Annotated in this window: 16 protein-coding genes; 9 read left to right on the top strand and 7 right to left on the bottom strand. The window is 56.2% G+C overall.

What is annotated here, in order from left to right:
• A partial coding sequence (gene lgt / locus JWR17_RS08405) for a prolipoprotein diacylglyceryl transferase (protein ID WP_299830206.1) occupies positions 1–470 on the bottom strand: 470 nt, incomplete at its 3' end.
• A 37-nt stretch (positions 471–507) separates the two neighbouring features.
• Positions 508–1293: a sulfite exporter TauE/SafE family protein gene (locus tag JWR17_RS08410; protein ID WP_299830208.1), complete on the bottom strand. Its 786-nt coding sequence runs from the start codon at positions 1291–1293 to the stop codon at positions 508–510.
• 114 nt (positions 1294–1407) lie between these two features.
• Here JWR17_RS08410 and JWR17_RS08415 point away from each other — a divergent pair, with 114 nt between their 5' ends.
• From JWR17_RS08415 to JWR17_RS08425, 3 genes are all read left to right on the top strand, one after another.
• Positions 1408–2175, top strand: coding sequence for an NRDE family protein (locus JWR17_RS08415; protein ID WP_299830210.1), 768 nt, complete (start codon positions 1408–1410; stop codon positions 2173–2175).
• Between the two features lie 134 nt (positions 2176–2309).
• Positions 2310–3566 (top strand): alanine racemase, encoded by a 1257-nt coding sequence (alr, locus tag JWR17_RS08420; protein WP_299830211.1) that lies wholly within the window; start codon positions 2310–2312, stop codon positions 3564–3566.
• Positions 3567–3646: 80 nt separating this feature from the next.
• Positions 3647–3826, top strand: a complete 180-nt coding sequence (locus tag JWR17_RS08425) for a hypothetical protein (RefSeq protein ID WP_299830213.1) — start codon at positions 3647–3649, stop codon at positions 3824–3826.
• 4 nt (positions 3827–3830) lie between these two features.
• Here JWR17_RS08425 and JWR17_RS08430 read toward each other — a convergent pair whose 3' ends face one another.
• The 5 genes from JWR17_RS08430 to JWR17_RS08450 form a co-directional block, all read right to left on the bottom strand.
• A complete protein-coding gene (locus JWR17_RS08430) occupies positions 3831–4826 on the bottom strand; it encodes a lysylphosphatidylglycerol synthase transmembrane domain-containing protein (RefSeq protein WP_299830215.1) in 996 nt (331 codons plus the stop codon).
• Positions 4823–5593, bottom strand: coding sequence for a polysaccharide deacetylase family protein (locus tag JWR17_RS08435; protein WP_299830216.1), 771 nt, complete (start codon positions 5591–5593; stop codon positions 4823–4825). Before JWR17_RS08435 ends, JWR17_RS08430 begins: the two co-directional genes overlap by 4 nt.
• On the bottom strand, positions 5586–6698 hold the full coding sequence (locus tag JWR17_RS08440; RefSeq protein WP_299830218.1) for a glycosyltransferase family 1 protein: 1113 nt from the start codon (positions 6696–6698) through the stop codon (positions 5586–5588). The genes JWR17_RS08435 and JWR17_RS08440 overlap by 8 nt, the downstream gene beginning before the upstream one ends.
• Positions 6699–6981: 283 nt before the next feature.
• The gene (locus JWR17_RS08445; protein ID WP_299830220.1) at positions 6982–8454 is read right to left on the bottom strand and encodes an inorganic phosphate transporter; all 1473 of its coding nucleotides are present in this window, start codon (positions 8452–8454) and stop codon (positions 6982–6984) included.
• Between the two features lie 245 nt (positions 8455–8699).
• On the bottom strand, positions 8700–8909 hold the full coding sequence (locus JWR17_RS08450) for a hypothetical protein (protein WP_299830222.1): 210 nt from the start codon (positions 8907–8909) through the stop codon (positions 8700–8702).
• 761 nt (positions 8910–9670) lie between these two features.
• Between JWR17_RS08450 and pcaR the strand changes: the two genes are divergently transcribed.
• The 6 genes from pcaR to pcaD all read left to right on the top strand — a co-directional run bounded on the left by pcaR (position 9671) and on the right by pcaD (position 15808).
• Positions 9671–10513, top strand: a complete 843-nt coding sequence (gene pcaR, locus JWR17_RS08455) for a pca regulon transcriptional regulator PcaR (RefSeq protein ID WP_299830224.1) — start codon at positions 9671–9673, stop codon at positions 10511–10513.
• Between the two features lie 152 nt (positions 10514–10665).
• Complete coding sequence (locus JWR17_RS08460) at positions 10666–11523, top strand: CoA transferase subunit A (protein ID WP_299830225.1); 858 nt, start codon at positions 10666–10668, stop codon at positions 11521–11523.
• Entirely contained in the window at positions 11520–12302 is a 783-nt protein-coding gene (locus JWR17_RS08465) for a CoA-transferase subunit beta (protein WP_299830232.1), read from the top strand. Before JWR17_RS08460 ends, JWR17_RS08465 begins: the two co-directional genes overlap by 4 nt.
• Positions 12299–13504, top strand: a complete 1206-nt coding sequence (gene pcaF, locus JWR17_RS08470; RefSeq protein ID WP_299830227.1) for a 3-oxoadipyl-CoA thiolase — start codon at positions 12299–12301, stop codon at positions 13502–13504. The genes JWR17_RS08465 and pcaF overlap by 4 nt, the downstream gene beginning before the upstream one ends.
• Positions 13505–13642: 138 nt before the next feature.
• Positions 13643–14956: an MFS family transporter gene (locus JWR17_RS08475; protein WP_299830228.1), complete on the top strand. Its 1314-nt coding sequence runs from the start codon at positions 13643–13645 to the stop codon at positions 14954–14956.
• 63 nt (positions 14957–15019) lie between these two features.
• On the top strand, positions 15020–15808 hold the full coding sequence (gene pcaD / locus JWR17_RS08480) for a 3-oxoadipate enol-lactonase (protein WP_299830230.1): 789 nt from the start codon (positions 15020–15022) through the stop codon (positions 15806–15808).
• The last annotated feature ends 219 nt before the right edge of the window (positions 15809–16027 follow it).

The following is a 16027-nucleotide window of genomic DNA, read 5'->3' on the forward strand; positions in this document are numbered from 1 at the left end:
CACGGCAGATCGGTCGGCTTGCCCCACAACTCAGCGTTGATGAAGTTACCAATGCGCCCTGCACCCAAGCCAATCGGCACCATTGGCGCAACAAAGTCCATCAATTGGAAGAAGGATTTTCCATTGCGCTTGCCGAACCACCAGGCGGCGATCATCACGCCGATAAAGCCGCCGTGGAACGCCATGCCGCCTTTCCACACCTCAAATATCAGCAGGGGGTTGGCGATGTACGCGCTCAGGTCGTAGAACAGCACGTAGCCCAGTCGCCCACCGACAATCACGCCCATGGCCAGCCAGAAGATCAGGTCGGAGAGCTTTTCCTTGGTCCAGGTCGGATCGAAACGGTTCATGCGGCGTGAGGCGAGTAACCATGCACCACCGATTCCGATCAGGTACATCAAGCCGTACCAGTGAATTTTCAGCGGACCAATGGCCAACGCAACCGGATCAATCTGCGGGTAAGGCAGCATTGCAACTCCTCAATTAGAACGCTCCAGGTCACCAGAGCTACTGAACCAGAAAACTTATACCCACGCACATCAACAGCGCGGCGAACAATCGTGTCAACAAGCGTGGCGACAGTTTATGCGCCAACCGCGCGCCAAAGCGCGCAAAAAACATACTGGTCAGGGCAATCCCCAGCAATGCTGGCAGATAAATAAAGCCCAGACTGTGAACGGGCAACAGTGGATCATGCCAACCCAGAATCATGAAACTTAGCGCGCTGGCCACCGCTATCGGCAGCCCACAGGCCGACGACGTGGCCACTGCCTGCCGCATGGGCACGCTGCGCCATAGCAGAAACGGCACAGTCAATGACCCGCCACCGATGCCAAAAATTGCCGAGGCCCAACCCAGAAAGGCGCCGGCCAAGGTCAGGCCAGGTTTACCCGGTACACCACGGCTGGCCTTGGGCTTGAACTCGGCCAGCAGCTGCAAGGACACCAGTATCGCGAACACGCCGATGATTTTTTGCAGGTGCGGACCGGCGATAGCCCTGGCGGTCAATGCACCGAAACCGGCACCGATGAGAATCCCCAGGGTCATCCAGATGAAAATGGCCCATCGAACGGCACCGAGGCGGTGATGTTCACGCACGGCGTTGATCGAAGTAAAAATAATGGTCGCAAGCGATGTGCCGACCGCCAAGTGAGTCAATATTGACGGATCGAAGCCCTGCGCGGTGAAACTGTAAACCAGCACCGGCACAATGATGATTCCGCCGCCCACGCCAAATAACCCTGCGAGCACGCCAGCACAGGCGCCCAACAGCAAATAAAGTAGAAATTCCATGGGTGCCCCCGAAATCAGTCCGCCATGGTAACGGAAGCACGGCCCTCACCTCTACCGGTGGGCAATGGATGTCCGTGAGAACTGCGGTAAAGTGAGAGAAAAAAGGAGCCCCGCATGTGCCTGATTGTTTTCGCTTGGCGCCCTACCCATCGCTACCCCTTGATCGTCGCGGCCAATCGCGATGAGTTTTATGCGCGCCCGACGTCACCCTTGGCCGAGTGGCTGGACGCACCGGGGGTGTATGCCGGGCGTGACCTGGAAGCAGGCGGCACGTGGCTGGGCGTCGGTAGCCACGGGCGATTTGCAGCGCTGACCAATATCCGCGACCCGAATCATCCCTTGGGACGACGCTCACGGGGCGAGTTGGTCGCACGCTTCTTAAATGATAAAGAGCTAACGGCTGAGCAGCCGGTTGAGGATTATCTGGCAGAGGTCGCGGGTCGGGCGGGGGAATACGGCGGCTTCAATCTACTGTTGGGAACGGCTGATTCGCTGTACTACCTGAGTGCCGTCGATCCGCAGCCGCAGCGGCTGAAGGCCGGTGTTTATGGCCTTTCGAATGCGGGACTGGATACACCGTGGCCAAAGCTGTTGAGGGCCAAAGCGGCACTGACCGCAGCCTTGGACGACCCGCAACCGTCGGAGTTGTTGCGATTATTGCGCGATCCGCAAACCGCGCCCGTGGCTGAGCTTCCGGATACCGGCGTTGGGCTGGCAACTGAGACTCTGCTGTCCAGCGTCTTCATCGCCAGCCCCACCTACGGCACCCGTGCAAGCAGCGCATTGATCGTCAACGCCGACGGCAGCCGACATTTCGTCGAGCACAGTTTCGGGCCGTATGGCGGGCAGCTGGGCGAGGTTGAGTTAACAAACTTGTACTGAAACCAAAACTAATACACTTCTGCTGGCCCCCTTTTCAAAGTGTGATGAAATGCGTACCACGCGGCCACTCACTGCCACTGTCCGTGTCACGAAACAATTTCCACTTTCGTTTACTCGAATGCAACGGATTACAAATGCGAGGGATCGGCATGGCATTGGCATCATTCACTAAAGCGTTATTAACAACTACGTTGCTTTTTTCCGCCTCTCTCATCACGGCGGCCCCAGGTTTAACGGCTACCGAGCCGGAAGAAAAAAACATTGCAGCCAACGCGTGGCTGGAAATCGATACAGACGCCCTAACCCATAATATTCGGACACTGCGTAAACAGGTGGCCGACACCTCAACTGTGTGTGCGGTGCTCAAGGCCGATGCTTATGGACACGGTCTGTCTATAGCGCTTCCCGTCGTTATAAAAGAGGGCATCACCTGTATCGGCGTGACAAGTAATCAGGAACTGCGGGCGGTCAGGGCAGGTGGTTTCACGGGCCGCCTGATGCGCTTACGAACGGCGTCCCCCATGGAAATCGATGCTGCAATGCAAGATGACGTTGAGGAACTGGCGGGTAATCTGCCGTTGGCAAAGAAGATGGCTGACATCGCCGAGGGCAAAAAAAGAATACTAAACGTTCACTTGGCCCTCAACTCCGCTGGCATGTCGCGCAACGGTCTGGAGCTGGCAACGACCCAGGGAATGGACGATGCACTTGCAATAGCTTCCCTGCCCTCACTGAAAGTGGCAGGTATCATGACCCACTTCCCCGTCGAGGATCGGGCTGATGTTGTCGCTGGCTTGAAAACGTTCAATGCGCAGGCAGCACAGGTGGTTCAAAAGGCGGGGCTAGATAGAAAGTCGTTGCTGTTGCATGCAGCGAATTCATTCTCGACCCTTGAACTTCCAGAATCCCACCTTGATGCGGTGCGCCCCGGTGGAGCGCTGTTCGGGGATGTACCCCAAGGGCATAGCGAATATCGCCGAGTCATGCAATTCAAATCCCGTGTTGCTGCCGTCAACCATTTCCCCAAAGGCAACACCGTCGGCTACAACCGCACATTGACCCTTAAACGAGACTCGCTGCTGGCAAATATCCCGGTGGGTTATTCGGACGGTTATTCAGTGTCTCTCAGCAATAAGACCCACGTGTTGATTCGCGGCCATAAAGTACCAGTCATGGGACGCGCATCAATGAACACTATTATGGTGGATGTTACTGACGTCGCTGGCATTCAGCCTGACGATGAAGTTGTACTGTTTGGGCAACAAGGCGACGAGACAATAACGCAACAGGAAATAGAAAACGCACACGGGGCTCTATTAGCCGACCTTTATACGGTCTGGGGCAACTCAAATCCCAAGGTAGTCAAGAAAGCGCCTGACAGCATGCAATAGCAACGATCCTACAGGTTTTGTGTTTGCTGCGCGACAGCGAGGCGTCTGGACGAAGGGCGACCTCCTACAGAGATTGCCACATGACCAACCCACTCGATAAAGCCACCTCAAGCGCGCCGCCTACTTTGGGCGAGGGCTGTTTGAGCCGTTACGATCCGGAAGAAATGACCCCCGATGACGGTACTGAGTTTGAGGGTGCAGCACAGTTATGGCAGGAGTTGCAGGGCACTCCAACGCCGGAAAAACCTGAAATTAAATGACCCGTCAGGCTTCCTTGAAACGCATCAGCTTGTTAAGCAGCGGTCGGCCCACCAGCAGCAAAAATACCGGCCCACCCACAATCAAATAAAAATAATAGGTCACCAGGCGCCAAATCACGATGGCCGCTGCGGCCGTGGAGCTACCGACCATGGGCGCCAGTAACGCGGCAGAGGTTAATTCAGCAGCACCAGCGCCCCCCGGTAACAAGCTCAATTGCCCCGCACTCAGCGACAGGATCTGGACTAAAAAACTCCATGCCCACTGCACCTCAGCGCCCAGTCCATGCAGCGCCAGGTACAACACGCTGTAACGTAGCGCCCAATGCAAGCACGTCAGCAAGAACACCTTCAGCAGCTTCTGTCGGGGCATTTTCAGGGTATCGACCAGCGCATTGCGAAAGTGCAGCAGTTTTCGCGCCCAGCGTCGTCGCGTGAAGGCCTTGCTGCCCAGGCGCTTGAGCACATAGCCGTTAAACCTGATGATTGGCCGATAATAGCGGCCCAGGCCGAGGCACAGGCAAAGCCCACCCAGGATCAGCGCCGCACTTACGCCAAGCATCGACTCCAGGCGCTGACTTAACCTGTGGAACAGTGCGTAGAACAGCACACCCAGCAGCGCACACAGGAAAAACAGCAAATCGCTTAGCTGATCGGTGGCGAACACCGCGCTGCTCTTCGCCGGTCGTACGCCGTTGCGCGAAAGCAGAGCCATCAAGGCCAGTGGTCCTCCACTGCCGCCTGGCGTGGCACAAATGGCGAATTCGGTGGCCATGACCACACCGAGGCTTTTCAGTGGGCTGATGTCGCCGACGTCATTACCTAACAGCAGCCGCATGCGCAACGCATTCAGCACCCAACCCAGCAGAACCATGCCGAACATGCAGAGCAGCAAACCTGGCGGAAACTCACGCAGACGCTGAACGGTCTCGCTGTCTCCCAGCAGTAGGGGAACCAGAACGGCCGTGAGCAACGCAATCAAAAGCCAGGCGGCGCCTTTCATGCGGCATTTCTCACTGCGGTAAGTTGAGTGGTCAACCAGTCGGCCTTGGTCATAGGGGTGCGACCATTCACGATCAATCGTTGCAGCAATTGCAGCCAATAATTTCGAGAGAACGAATGGCGCATGTCCACCGGGTGCAGACCCAGGCGGATCGTAGGTGCAGTCTGGAATTTTTGTTCAAGCCGATCGCCTACCAGTTTCGACACTCCACGACGCCAAGCGCTGCGGGCGCTCCAGACAATGCCCGGTGCGTCTATCGGGTTGAAGTCCGGCAGCGTAAACAGATGCTGGGGGTCGCTGGTGTAGGAAAAAGGCAGTTCCCGCAGCACCTCGCGTGTGCCCGGACTCATGAGCCATGCCGGCGCGACGAACCCGTGTAGCGGCCAATCCAGCCGCGCAAACAGTTGGATGCCGGCGTGCAGGCGAGTCAGCGCTTGATCGCGATCGAGTGAATAAAACTCGCCCTCCCAGGTGAAAATTCGCCGCATGAAGTAGTCCCGTGGAGTGCGTGGCGCAGGACTGTCGTCGCAATGGTAATAACCATGCAGCGCCAGTTCATCACCCCGGCCAAGGCGCCGCTCCATTTCCTGTTGAAACCAGGCGTCAGTGACAATCGGATTGCGTTTGTGAAAATCAGGCACCACCAGCAGGGTCATCGCAATGGCGCCCAGCGCGTCGACCGCCTCCACGAACGGTTGATAGTCGGGCCACGTTTCGGGCGACACGTCGTGCAAGACCAGCAGCACGCTGCGTTCTGTCTCAACCATTGGCGAGCACCGGCGGGCGGGTACCCAGCACCGCCTGGTAGTGTTGAAGTAGCCCGGCGACAACCGCGTCCCAGGCATAGCGTTGCTCGACATAATTTCGCGCGTCGGCACCCATTTGCACGCTGCCATGCTTGAACAACTCCCGCACAGCGCTGGCCATGGCCGACGCGTTGTCAGGCTCGCACAGCATTCCGCAAGAGGGCGGCACGATTTCGGTAAAGGCACCGGCTGCCACGGCAACAACCGGGATTCCGCTGGCCATGGCTTCAAGAATCACCAAACCAAAGGTCTCTTGGTCGCCCGCATGTAACAACGCGTCGGCGCTGGCTAACAGCCGCGCGACCTCGCCTGCGGGACAGAAGTGATCAATCACCGAGACGTTATCCGGAACGGCCGCTGGCATGTGCGACCCTACGAGCAACAAATGATAGCCACGCCCCAGTTGCTTCATGCAATCAAGCAAGACAGGCAGATTTTTCTCACGCGAGCCGCGGCCCGCAAAAATCAAAAGACGGGTATCGTCAGTGAGGCCCAATTCAGCCTTGACCCGGGGATCGCGCAAGCTCGGGGAAAACGTCACCAGGTCCACGCCTAATGGCTGAACATGTACATTTTGCACGCCCAGACTGATGAGTTTATTGGCCATCACGCTGCTGGGCGCCAATACCCGGTCGAAGTTGCCATAAAGCTTACTGACGTAAGCTTCGACGTTGGTCCCTATCCAACTTCCGATACGGTTACTCACTAACAACGGCAAATCGGAGTGGTAAAAGCCGATGACGGGGACGTCCAATTGCCGACGGGCATCTAACGCTGCCCAAGCCGTTAAATAAGGATCACCAACTTCAATCAGATCGGGTTGTAAGTCGTGTAAGACTTTTCGCCATGGAGCCAAGCGAAGGGGAAATCGGTAGCCATTGCCAAACGGCACGGCCGGAGCAGGCACTTTATAAATTCCGTCCTTATGGCTCAGGCTGGCCCCCGGAATCAACAGGCTATGGCGAACGCCTGGGTAGCGCCCCAGCCGACGATGTTTAGCATCGAGATAAGTACGCACGCCACCGCTGGCAGGGGCGTAGAACATCGTCATGTCAGCGATATGCACAGTGGGTATCCTTCCGATTTGTCGTCGTCCATTTGGTTGACCACTGGCTGGAATAGATGTTCGGTCCGCAGAGCAAGATGCCAGATGCCCGGTGTTGAAGGGTTTTGCTCGCTTGATCGGGAGTTATCGCGTTTAGTCGCAACTAAGAGGCGCACAGATCGTTGGCTGGGGAGGGGCTTTTAATCGATGTTCGGGAGTTTGAATCGCCCGGCGGGCGGTGCGAGTTGTCCCAGGCAAGCCTGCCCCGCGATGCGCAGGCAGGCTTGATCAAGCAGAGGCTGGGTCAGGCCAGCGCTTTGGAAGCGAGCCAGAATAATCCAGCTGAAAGGGCCACAGTCGCGGGCAAGGTCAGAACCCATGCCAGCAAAATGTTGCGGACGGTGCCGCCTTGCAGACCACTCTTGTTTGCAACCATGGTCCCCGCGACACCGGATGACAGAATGTGTGTCGTTGAAACCGGCAATGCCCATACGTTGGCTAACCCGATGGCCAGCGTCGTCGTGATTTGGGCCGACATGCCTTGGGCATAGGTCATGCCCTGTTTGCCGATTTTCTCGCCTATGGTCAGCACTACTCGCTTCCAGCCGATCATGGTGCCCAAGCCCAAGGCCAGCGCCACGGCCAAAATTACCCAGAATGGTGCATATTCAGTGGTGACCGTAAGGTCCTTGCGGAGCTTTTCCAGATCTGACTTTTCACGCGCACCCAGCTCAGGAATTTTGCCGACCTTTCTGGCGGTGTCGTCCATGCACAGTAAGTAGCGACGCACTTCGATACGACTCTCAGCGGAAAGAGAATGGTAGTCCGTTACCCCTTTGAGTGTGTTCAACAGGGCGTTGATAGTGGGCTCGGTTTGCTCCGGATTACAGCTTGAGCTCGCTGGCAGGTCGCTGTCCTGGGATTTGCCCAGCGCTAAAAACTCACCCAGCGTTGCGTTGTTGCGCTGATAGAACTGGCTGAGATGTAATGTCGCGTCGCGGGTACGTTCGATTTGATAGGTGGTGCTGCTCAGGTCAAGAACGAATTGAGCGGGCACAATGCCGATCAGTACCAGCATGATCAGGCCGATACCTTTTTGACCATCGTTGGAGCCGTGCACGAAGCTGACGGTCATGGCAGAAACCACCAACACCAGTCGATTCCAGAAGGGCGGATGTTTTTTATCGTCGAGTTTGCGCCGCTGGTCCGGAGTTTTGTGCATCTTCGACAGCGGGCGCCACCACTTCAGGCCGAGTAGCAGCAGCGCTGAAACGGCAAAGCCGGCGATTGGCGAAAAGACCAGTGATGAACCGATATCAATCACTTTCTGCCAGTTGATGCCGTCAGCCATCGGGATGTTGTTGATCATTGCGTTGGCCAGGCCAACACCCAGAATCGAACCGATCAGGGTATGTGAACTGGAGGCCGGAATACCGAAATACCAAGTGCCGAGGTTCCAGGTAATCGCCGCCGCCAGCAGCGAGAACACCATGGCCAACCCGTGCCCCGTGTTGACGTTGATCAGCAGCTCGACCGGGAGCAGGTGAACGATGGCGTATGCCACGCCGACACCGCCCAGCAAGACACCGAGAAAGTTAAATGCCCCGGACAGGAACACTGCCAGATGCGGTGCCATGGCTTTGGTATAAATGACCGTCGCGACCGCATTAGCGGTGTCATGAAAGCCGTTGATGAACTCGAAGGTAAGGACGAAGGCCACAGCAAGCACAAGGCTCACGACTACCCAAGCATCCAGTCCGCTGAAAAAATCGATCATGAAGGTTTTATGACCCGGTCTTAAAGGGCCGCGAGTATGCCAGAAAACCTTACAAATCGATGCATATGCTGCTCGCCGGTAACACTTTCAACTGGAACGACAAGCACAGCTACCGCAATACCCGCTACTAGCGGCCGTGAATCACGGTGACAGGTGTTTGGCAGCAACGTAGCTGGCATACCGCATCGGGCTTCTCGCCAACAAGTTGACTCCTGCAGCGGCGAGATACTCAGCCGAGACTGGCGTCAGTCTTCAGTGCTGGGTTCGTCCTTGAGGTCTTTTTCCATTTTTTGCAATTCTTGCTGAAAAGCCTGATCGAGAAGGCTGGCTCTTTTACGCCAAGGCTTTCGTTCCGGCTCTGGTTGCGCGGCGTAGGTGGTGACTTCCCCGCCGTATACGTCCTTGTAACGTTGTTCCTGGCGCTCAAGTTCCACGCGCAGTTCATCTTTCGTCACAGTGTTACCTAATTAAGTCGAGATTTATTCCGGTGAAACGCAGAGCTTGGAAATTTATTACAGTCTATTGCCAGGCTTAGGGCTGTTTAAGCAGCCTGATCCTTGTCGGGCAACGTGTAACACACTTCTTTGCTGCACGCGGCTACGGGCACCAGAAAACAAAGCTGTCGTAGCTACAGTTACGGTTTGTAAGCGCATTGGCTGACAATGGATTCGACGTCTCAACCGCATGTTGACAAAACCTTGCGCTGACATGGGCAAGGTTCAGGTGATTGGATCCACGCTTAGCGCGGTGGAAGGGCAATCACGGCGGGGCATTATAGCCAGTCGAATGACCAATACTATCTCGAAGATGCCGTGCGGCGTCAACTCTAAGTGCGAGTTTATTACGGCAGACTTCTATCTGTGCTGCGTTTTCTTGTTGAGCAGTTCTGAAGTTCTGACGTTTGCAGTATCAATGGAACTTTTCATATCCGATATCTATTACCGGCCATGTCCGCGTTAGCGAAAGCTCGGGAAATAAAAACGGCCCTGCTTCGTGGGCAAGGCCGTGCCCAGGGACTTCTCGTGGGTACCTGACCAGTATTTCCAAGAAGCCACTTTGATGGCCCGTGAAAGGTATAAGGATCTTGGTTCTGGGTCAATTGCGATTATCGCCCGTTCGTTCGATAATCGCCCAAAGCGAACAGAACTGCGCTTCACGCAGGCGTCGCAAACGGCTATAACTCCGGCTTGAAAGGGCAATGACAGGCGGTAACTGGATGAACGATCAACTGCGAAATTCTTTTACGTCGCTGGCTCCGCCCATCGTGGCGTCACCGGCTAAACGAATTCAAGCGTTGACCGGTGATCCGGATTTTATGACCTCGTTAGCCCGTGGGTTGGCGGTAATCCATGCATTTCAGGAGCGTAAGCGCCAACTGACCATTGCTCAGATCAGCCATCGCACTGAGATTCCACGTGCCGCCGTACGTCGTTGCCTGCATACCCTGATCAAGCTCGGTTATGCGACCTGCGACGGCAGGAATTATTCCCTGCTGCCGAAAGTACTGACGCTGGGGCACGCTTACCTCTCATCGACGCCCCTGGCTATTTCCGCCCAGCCATACCTGGACCGCATGAGCGACCAATTGCATGAAGCCTGCAATATGGCCACGCTTGAGGGTGATGACATCCTTTATATCGCTCGTTCGGCCACAACCCAGCGGTTGATTTCGGTGGATCTGTCAGTCGGCGGGCGGCTGCCTGCTTATTGCACGTCCATGGGCCGCATTCTACTGGCGGCCCTGGATGATGTTTCGCTGCATGAATACCTCGATCATGTCGACCTGCAACCGAAAACCAGCCGCACGTTGTCCACGCCCGAGGCGCTGCTGGAGTGCCTGCAACAGGTTCGCCAGCAAGGTTGGTGCATCGTCGATCAGGAACTGGAGCAAGGGCTGCGTTCGATTGCGGTGCCGGTGTACGACGCCTCTGGCCAGGTACTGGCAGCACTCAACGTTAGCACCAGCGCCGGACGGGTGGCACGTAGCGACCTGGAGCAACGGTTCTTGCCGATCATGCTCGATGCCAGTCGTGACCTGAGTACCCAGTTGTTTACCTGACCGGCCCTTGAATCTGAGCTTTACAAGTTGGGCGATTACCGAACAGTTAGTCGATTATCGGATTGTCTGCCTCCGCGCTCAGGCATAACCTGATTCGCAATCCAGCGCCGTTCATTCGCGTTGTTTATCGATTGTTGAATCCGGAGCACCCCATGGCTGAAATTATTTCTTTGCACGATGCCGTGAAGCAATTCGTCAACGATGGCGACACCGTTGCATTGGAAGGCTTCACCCATCTGATTCCCAGTGCGGCAGGCCACGAAATTATCCGTCAGGGTAAAAAAGACCTGACATTGGTCCGCATGACGCCTGATTTGATTTATGACCAACTGATCGGCGCAGGTTGTGCGAAAAAACTGATTTTCTCGTGGGGTGGTAACCCTGGCGTGGGTTCGTTGTACCGCTTGCGTGATGCGGTAGAGAAACAATGGCCGCGCTCGATAGAAATTGAAGAACACAGCCATGCTGACCTGGCCAACGCTTATGTCGCCGGCGCCTCAGGGCTGCCGTTCGCTGTGCTTCGTGCATATGCCGGCTCGGACCTGCCCAAGGTAAATCCGCTGATCAAAACCGTAACCTGCCCCTTTACCGGCGAAGTGCTGGCGGCGGTTCCGGCGGTGCGCCCAGACGTCACGGTGATCCATGCACAGAAGGCTGATCGCAAAGGCAACGTGCTGTTATGGGGCATTCTCGGCGTGCAAAAAGAAGCGGCTTTGGCGGCTAAACGCTGCATCGTCACCGTGGAAGAGATCGTCGACAACCTGAATGCGCCAATGAACGCCTGCGTATTACCCACGTGGGCCCTGAGTGCTGTGTGTCTAGTGCCAGGCGGCGCTCATCCGTCGTACGCCCATGGTTATTACGAGCGTGACAATCGTTTTTACCAAGCGTGGGATGCCATCTCCCGTGACCGCGACAGGTTTACCGCATGGATCACCGAGTATATTCATGGCACCGCCGACTTCGGTGCGTTCAAAGCGCACCTGGCCGCTGCATCGGAGGCTAAATAATGATGTACACAACCAATGAAATGATGACGGTCGCAGCCGCACGTCGATTGAAAAACGGCTCAGTGTGCTTTGTCGGTATCGGTCTTCCATCCAAAGCAGCAAACCTGGCGCGGCTGACCTCGTCGCCAGACGTCGTGTTGATCTATGAGTCTGGCCCGATTGGCGCCAAGCCAAGCGTTTTGCCGCTGTCGATTGGCGACGGTGAGCTGGCAGAAACCGCCGATACCGTGGTGTCTACCAGTGAGATTTTTCGTTACTGGTTGCAAGGCGGTCGGGTCGATGTCGGTTTCCTCGGTGCGGCCCAGGTCGACCGTTTTGGCAACATCAACACCACGGTGGTCGGTGATTATCACAACCCCAAAGTCCGTCTGCCGGGGGCGGGCGGTGCGCCGGAAATAGCCGGTTCGGCGAAGTCAGTGCTGATCATCCTAAAGCAGTCGGCACGGGCGTTCGTCAACAAACTCGACTTCATGACCTCGGTTGGCCACGGCGAAGGGGGCGATTCCCGGAAAAAACTGGGCCTGCCAGGCGCTGGTCCGGTAGGGATTATCACTGACTTGTGCATCATGGAGCCCGAAGCCGTGACCCATGAGTTTGTTGTCACCACATTGCACCCCGGCGTAACCCGGGATCAGGTCATCGCCGCCACTGGCTGGCCTGTGCGCTTTGCCGAAAACGTCGTGTATTCAGACGTTCCCTCCGCTATCGAATTGACCGCTCTGCGTGATCTTGAAACGCGTACGGCTGTCGCTCATGGTCAGACACCGGGAGAAGCATGATGCGTGACGTTTATATTTGCGATGCGATTCGTACACCCATCGGCCGATTTGGTGGCGGACTGTCAACGGTACGCGCCGATGATTTGGCTGCCGTGCCGATAAAGGCATTAATGGAGCGCAATCCTTCGGTGGATTGGAGCCAGGTTGACGAGGTATTTTTTGGTTGCGCTAACCAGGCCGGTGAAGACAACCGCAACGTCGCACGCATGGCGGCGCTACTGGCTGGCCTGCCGGAAAGTGTTCCGGGGGTCACACTGAACCGACTGTGTGCATCGGGGATGGACGCTGTCGGCAACGCTTTTCGAGCCATCGCCAGCGGCGAGATGGAGCTGGCAATTGCCGGCGGCGTTGAGTCCATGTCCCGTGCGCCGTTTGTCATGGGCAAGGCGGATGCGGCATTCTCTCGCAACATGAAACTGGAGGACACCACCATCGGCTGGCGCTTTATCAACCCACTGATGAAAGCCCAATACGGCGTCGATTCCATGCCGCAAACCGGTGATAACGTCGCCGAAGAGTACGGGATCTCCCGAGCCGATCAGGATGCTTTTGCGTTGCGCAGCCAGCAGAAGGCTGCCGTCGCTCAGGCGGCTGGATTTTTCGACGAAGAAATTGTGCCAGTGCGTATCGCTCATAAAAAAGGCGAAACAATCGTTGCCCAAGATGAACACCCCCGCGCTGACACCCGTTTTGAAACATTAAGCCTACTAAAACCGGTCAATGGTGCAGACAAAACCGTCACCGCCGGCAATGCCTCCGGCGTTAATGACGGGGCAGCAGCGATGATTCTGGCGTCCGCCGATGCCGTAAAAAAACACGGTCTGATTGCCCGTGCCCGAGTGTTGGGCATGGCCAGCGCTGCAGTCGCGCCACGGGTGATGGGCATCGGTCCGGTTCCTGCGGTTCGTAAACTGGTCGAACGTTTGGGCCTGGCGGTGACTGACTTCGATGTAATTGAACTCAACGAAGCCTTCGCCAGCCAAGGTCTGGCGGTGTTGCGTGGGCTAGGTATCGCCGATGATGCGCCCCAGGTAAATCCCAACGGTGGCGCAATCGCGTTGGGGCACCCATTGGGCATGAGCGGTGCCCGCCTGGTATTGACAGCCTTGCATCAATTGGAAAAAACCGGCGGCCGAAAAGCCCTGGCAACCATGTGTGTCGGTGTCGGCCAGGGCGTGGCGTTGGCGATCGAACGCGTCTGACCACGCCGTTTAAAACTATCCAGAACAAGGCCTGACGCAACTAAGGCGCAACTTGTTCTGGAAGTTTGCGTTTTCTGGCGTGGGTCGGTAACAGAATATGTCTAGAATGGGGCAGTGACCCCTCAGAGCGAGCTAACAATGACAACAACAACTACAGCCATACCCGAGCCAGCGCATTACACCCCGGAAGAACGCAAAAAGCGCATCTTCGCCATCGTCGGTGCCTCGTCGGGCAACCTGGTTGAGTGGTTCGATTTTTACGTTTATGCCTTTTGCGCGATTTATTTTGCTCCTGCGTTTTTTCCGTCTGACGATCCTACTGTTCAGTTGCTCAATACCGCCGGTGTATTTGCCGCTGGCTTCTTGATGCGTCCGATTGGTGGCTGGTTGTTTGGCCGGGTGGCCGACAAACATGGCCGCAAAAACTCGATGATGATTTCGGTGCTGATGATGTGCGCCGGCTCACTGGTCATCGCCTGTCTGCCAACCTATGCGTCTATTGGCGCATGGGCCCCAGCACTGTTGTTGGTGGCGCGGTTGTTTCAAGGGTTGTCGGTGGGCGGTGAATACGGCACCACGGCGACCTACATGAGTGAAATCGCCCTCAGAGGGCAGCGTGGTTTTTTTGGTTCGTTCCAGTACGTGACATTGATTGGCGGCCAATTGCTGGCCGTACTGACCGTGGTGATTCTCCAGCAGTTTCTTGATGCTGATGAGCTGAAAGCCTATGGCTGGCGCATCCCGTTTGTGATTGGTGCCATCGCGGCGTTGATTTCATTGTTCCTGCGTCGCACGCTTAAAGAAACCAGCAGCGCCGAGATGCGCAAGGATAAAGATGCCGGCAGCATGACGGCCTTGTTTCGTGACCACAAAGCGGCCTTCATCACCGTGCTCGGTTATACCGCTGGCGGCTCGTTGATTTTCTACACCTTTACAACCTACATGCAGAAGTACCTGGTGAACACCGGTGGCATGACCCCTAAAACCTCCAGTTACATCATGACCTGCGTGTTGTTCCTCTACATGTGCATGCAGCCATTGTTCGGCATCCTGGCGGACAAAATCGGCCGTCGTAATTCGATGCTATGGTTCGGCGCCCTCGGTACGCTCTGCACCGTCCCGATTCTGATGACGCTGAAGACCACCACCAATCCGTTCATTGCCTTCGGGTTGATCACTTTCGCTTTGGCGATTGTCAGCTTCTATACCTCCATCAGTGGCTTGGTGAAGGCTGAAATGTTTCCGCCTCAAATTCGAGCATTGGGTGTAGGCCTGGCGTATGCAGTCGCCAACGCCATCTTTGGTGGCTCGGCTGAATACGTCGCGCTGAGCCTGAAGAATCAGGGCATGGAAAATAATTTCTACTGGTATGTGACGGTCATGATGGCAGTCGCCTTCCTGTTCAGCTTGCGCTTGCCGAAACAGCCGACGTACCTGCATCACGACCATTGATCCAGTTGCGCGCTCGTTTGGGCGCGCGTCTTTCAGACACTGCGTATAAGTGACGGAGCTGCTATGGGATTTTTACAACTCGGCGACGGTGAATTGCATTATCAACTTGAAGGGCCGGAGGATGCGCCGGTTCTGGTGTTATCCAACTCGCTTGGCACCCATCTGGAGATGTGGGACGCCCAGATGCCGACCTTCGTCAAATACTTCCGTGTATTGCGTTACGACACGCGAGGGCATGGTCGTTCGCTGGTTACACCGGGCCCTTACACCATCAGGCAGTTGGGTCTCGATGTATTGACCTTGTTAGATGGGCTGGAGATTCCCCAGGCGCATTTCTGTGGTTTATCCCTGGGTGGCCTGACCGGCCAGTGGCTAGGGATTCACGCCAATGACCGGCTGCACAAGCTGGTGCTGTGCAACACCGCGGCAAAAATCGGCGGTCCCGAGATGTGGGGCCCGCGCATTGAAGCGGTGCAACGGGACGGCGCGGCAGCTATGGTCGCATTGCGTGAAGGTTCCATTGCTCGCTGGTTCACACCAGCGTTCGCAGGCGCCAACCCGGACCAGGTCAAGCGCATCACTGACATGCTCGTCGCTACGTCGCCAGAAGGTTATGCCGCCAGCTGCGCCGCCGTGCGTGATGCGGATTTCAGCGAGCAACTGGGTTCGATCAGTGCCCCCACATTGGTGATCTCAGGCATCCACGATCCGGTAACACCACCGGCAGGCGGACGCTTTCTCAACGAACACATTCCTTGGTCATTGATCGAAGAAGTCCACGCCGCACATCTTTCCAACGTCGAGGCGAGTGAGGTGTTTACCAGTCATGTGCGTGAGTTTTTGTTGACGTGAGGGGTGACATTTGACACCCGTTTCATCTTTGTTGGTACGATGCCTCCGTCGATACAGACCCGAACCTTTCGCTGAACAATCAGGCAAGCCCAACGACGCCGAGTCATGGGTAAGGTGTCCAGGGCTTGGCTACGCTTAGGATAATTTTATAGCGTTCCTCTTCGGGGCGGCTATCGTCCTTAAAGCGATGCACTGTGAGCGTGGCTTGATACTTGTCGC

Origin of the sequence: Pseudomonas sp. (assembly GCF_028293835.1) — a bacterium.
In the GTDB taxonomy this organism is placed as follows: Bacteria; Pseudomonadota; Gammaproteobacteria; order Pseudomonadales; family Pseudomonadaceae; genus Aquipseudomonas.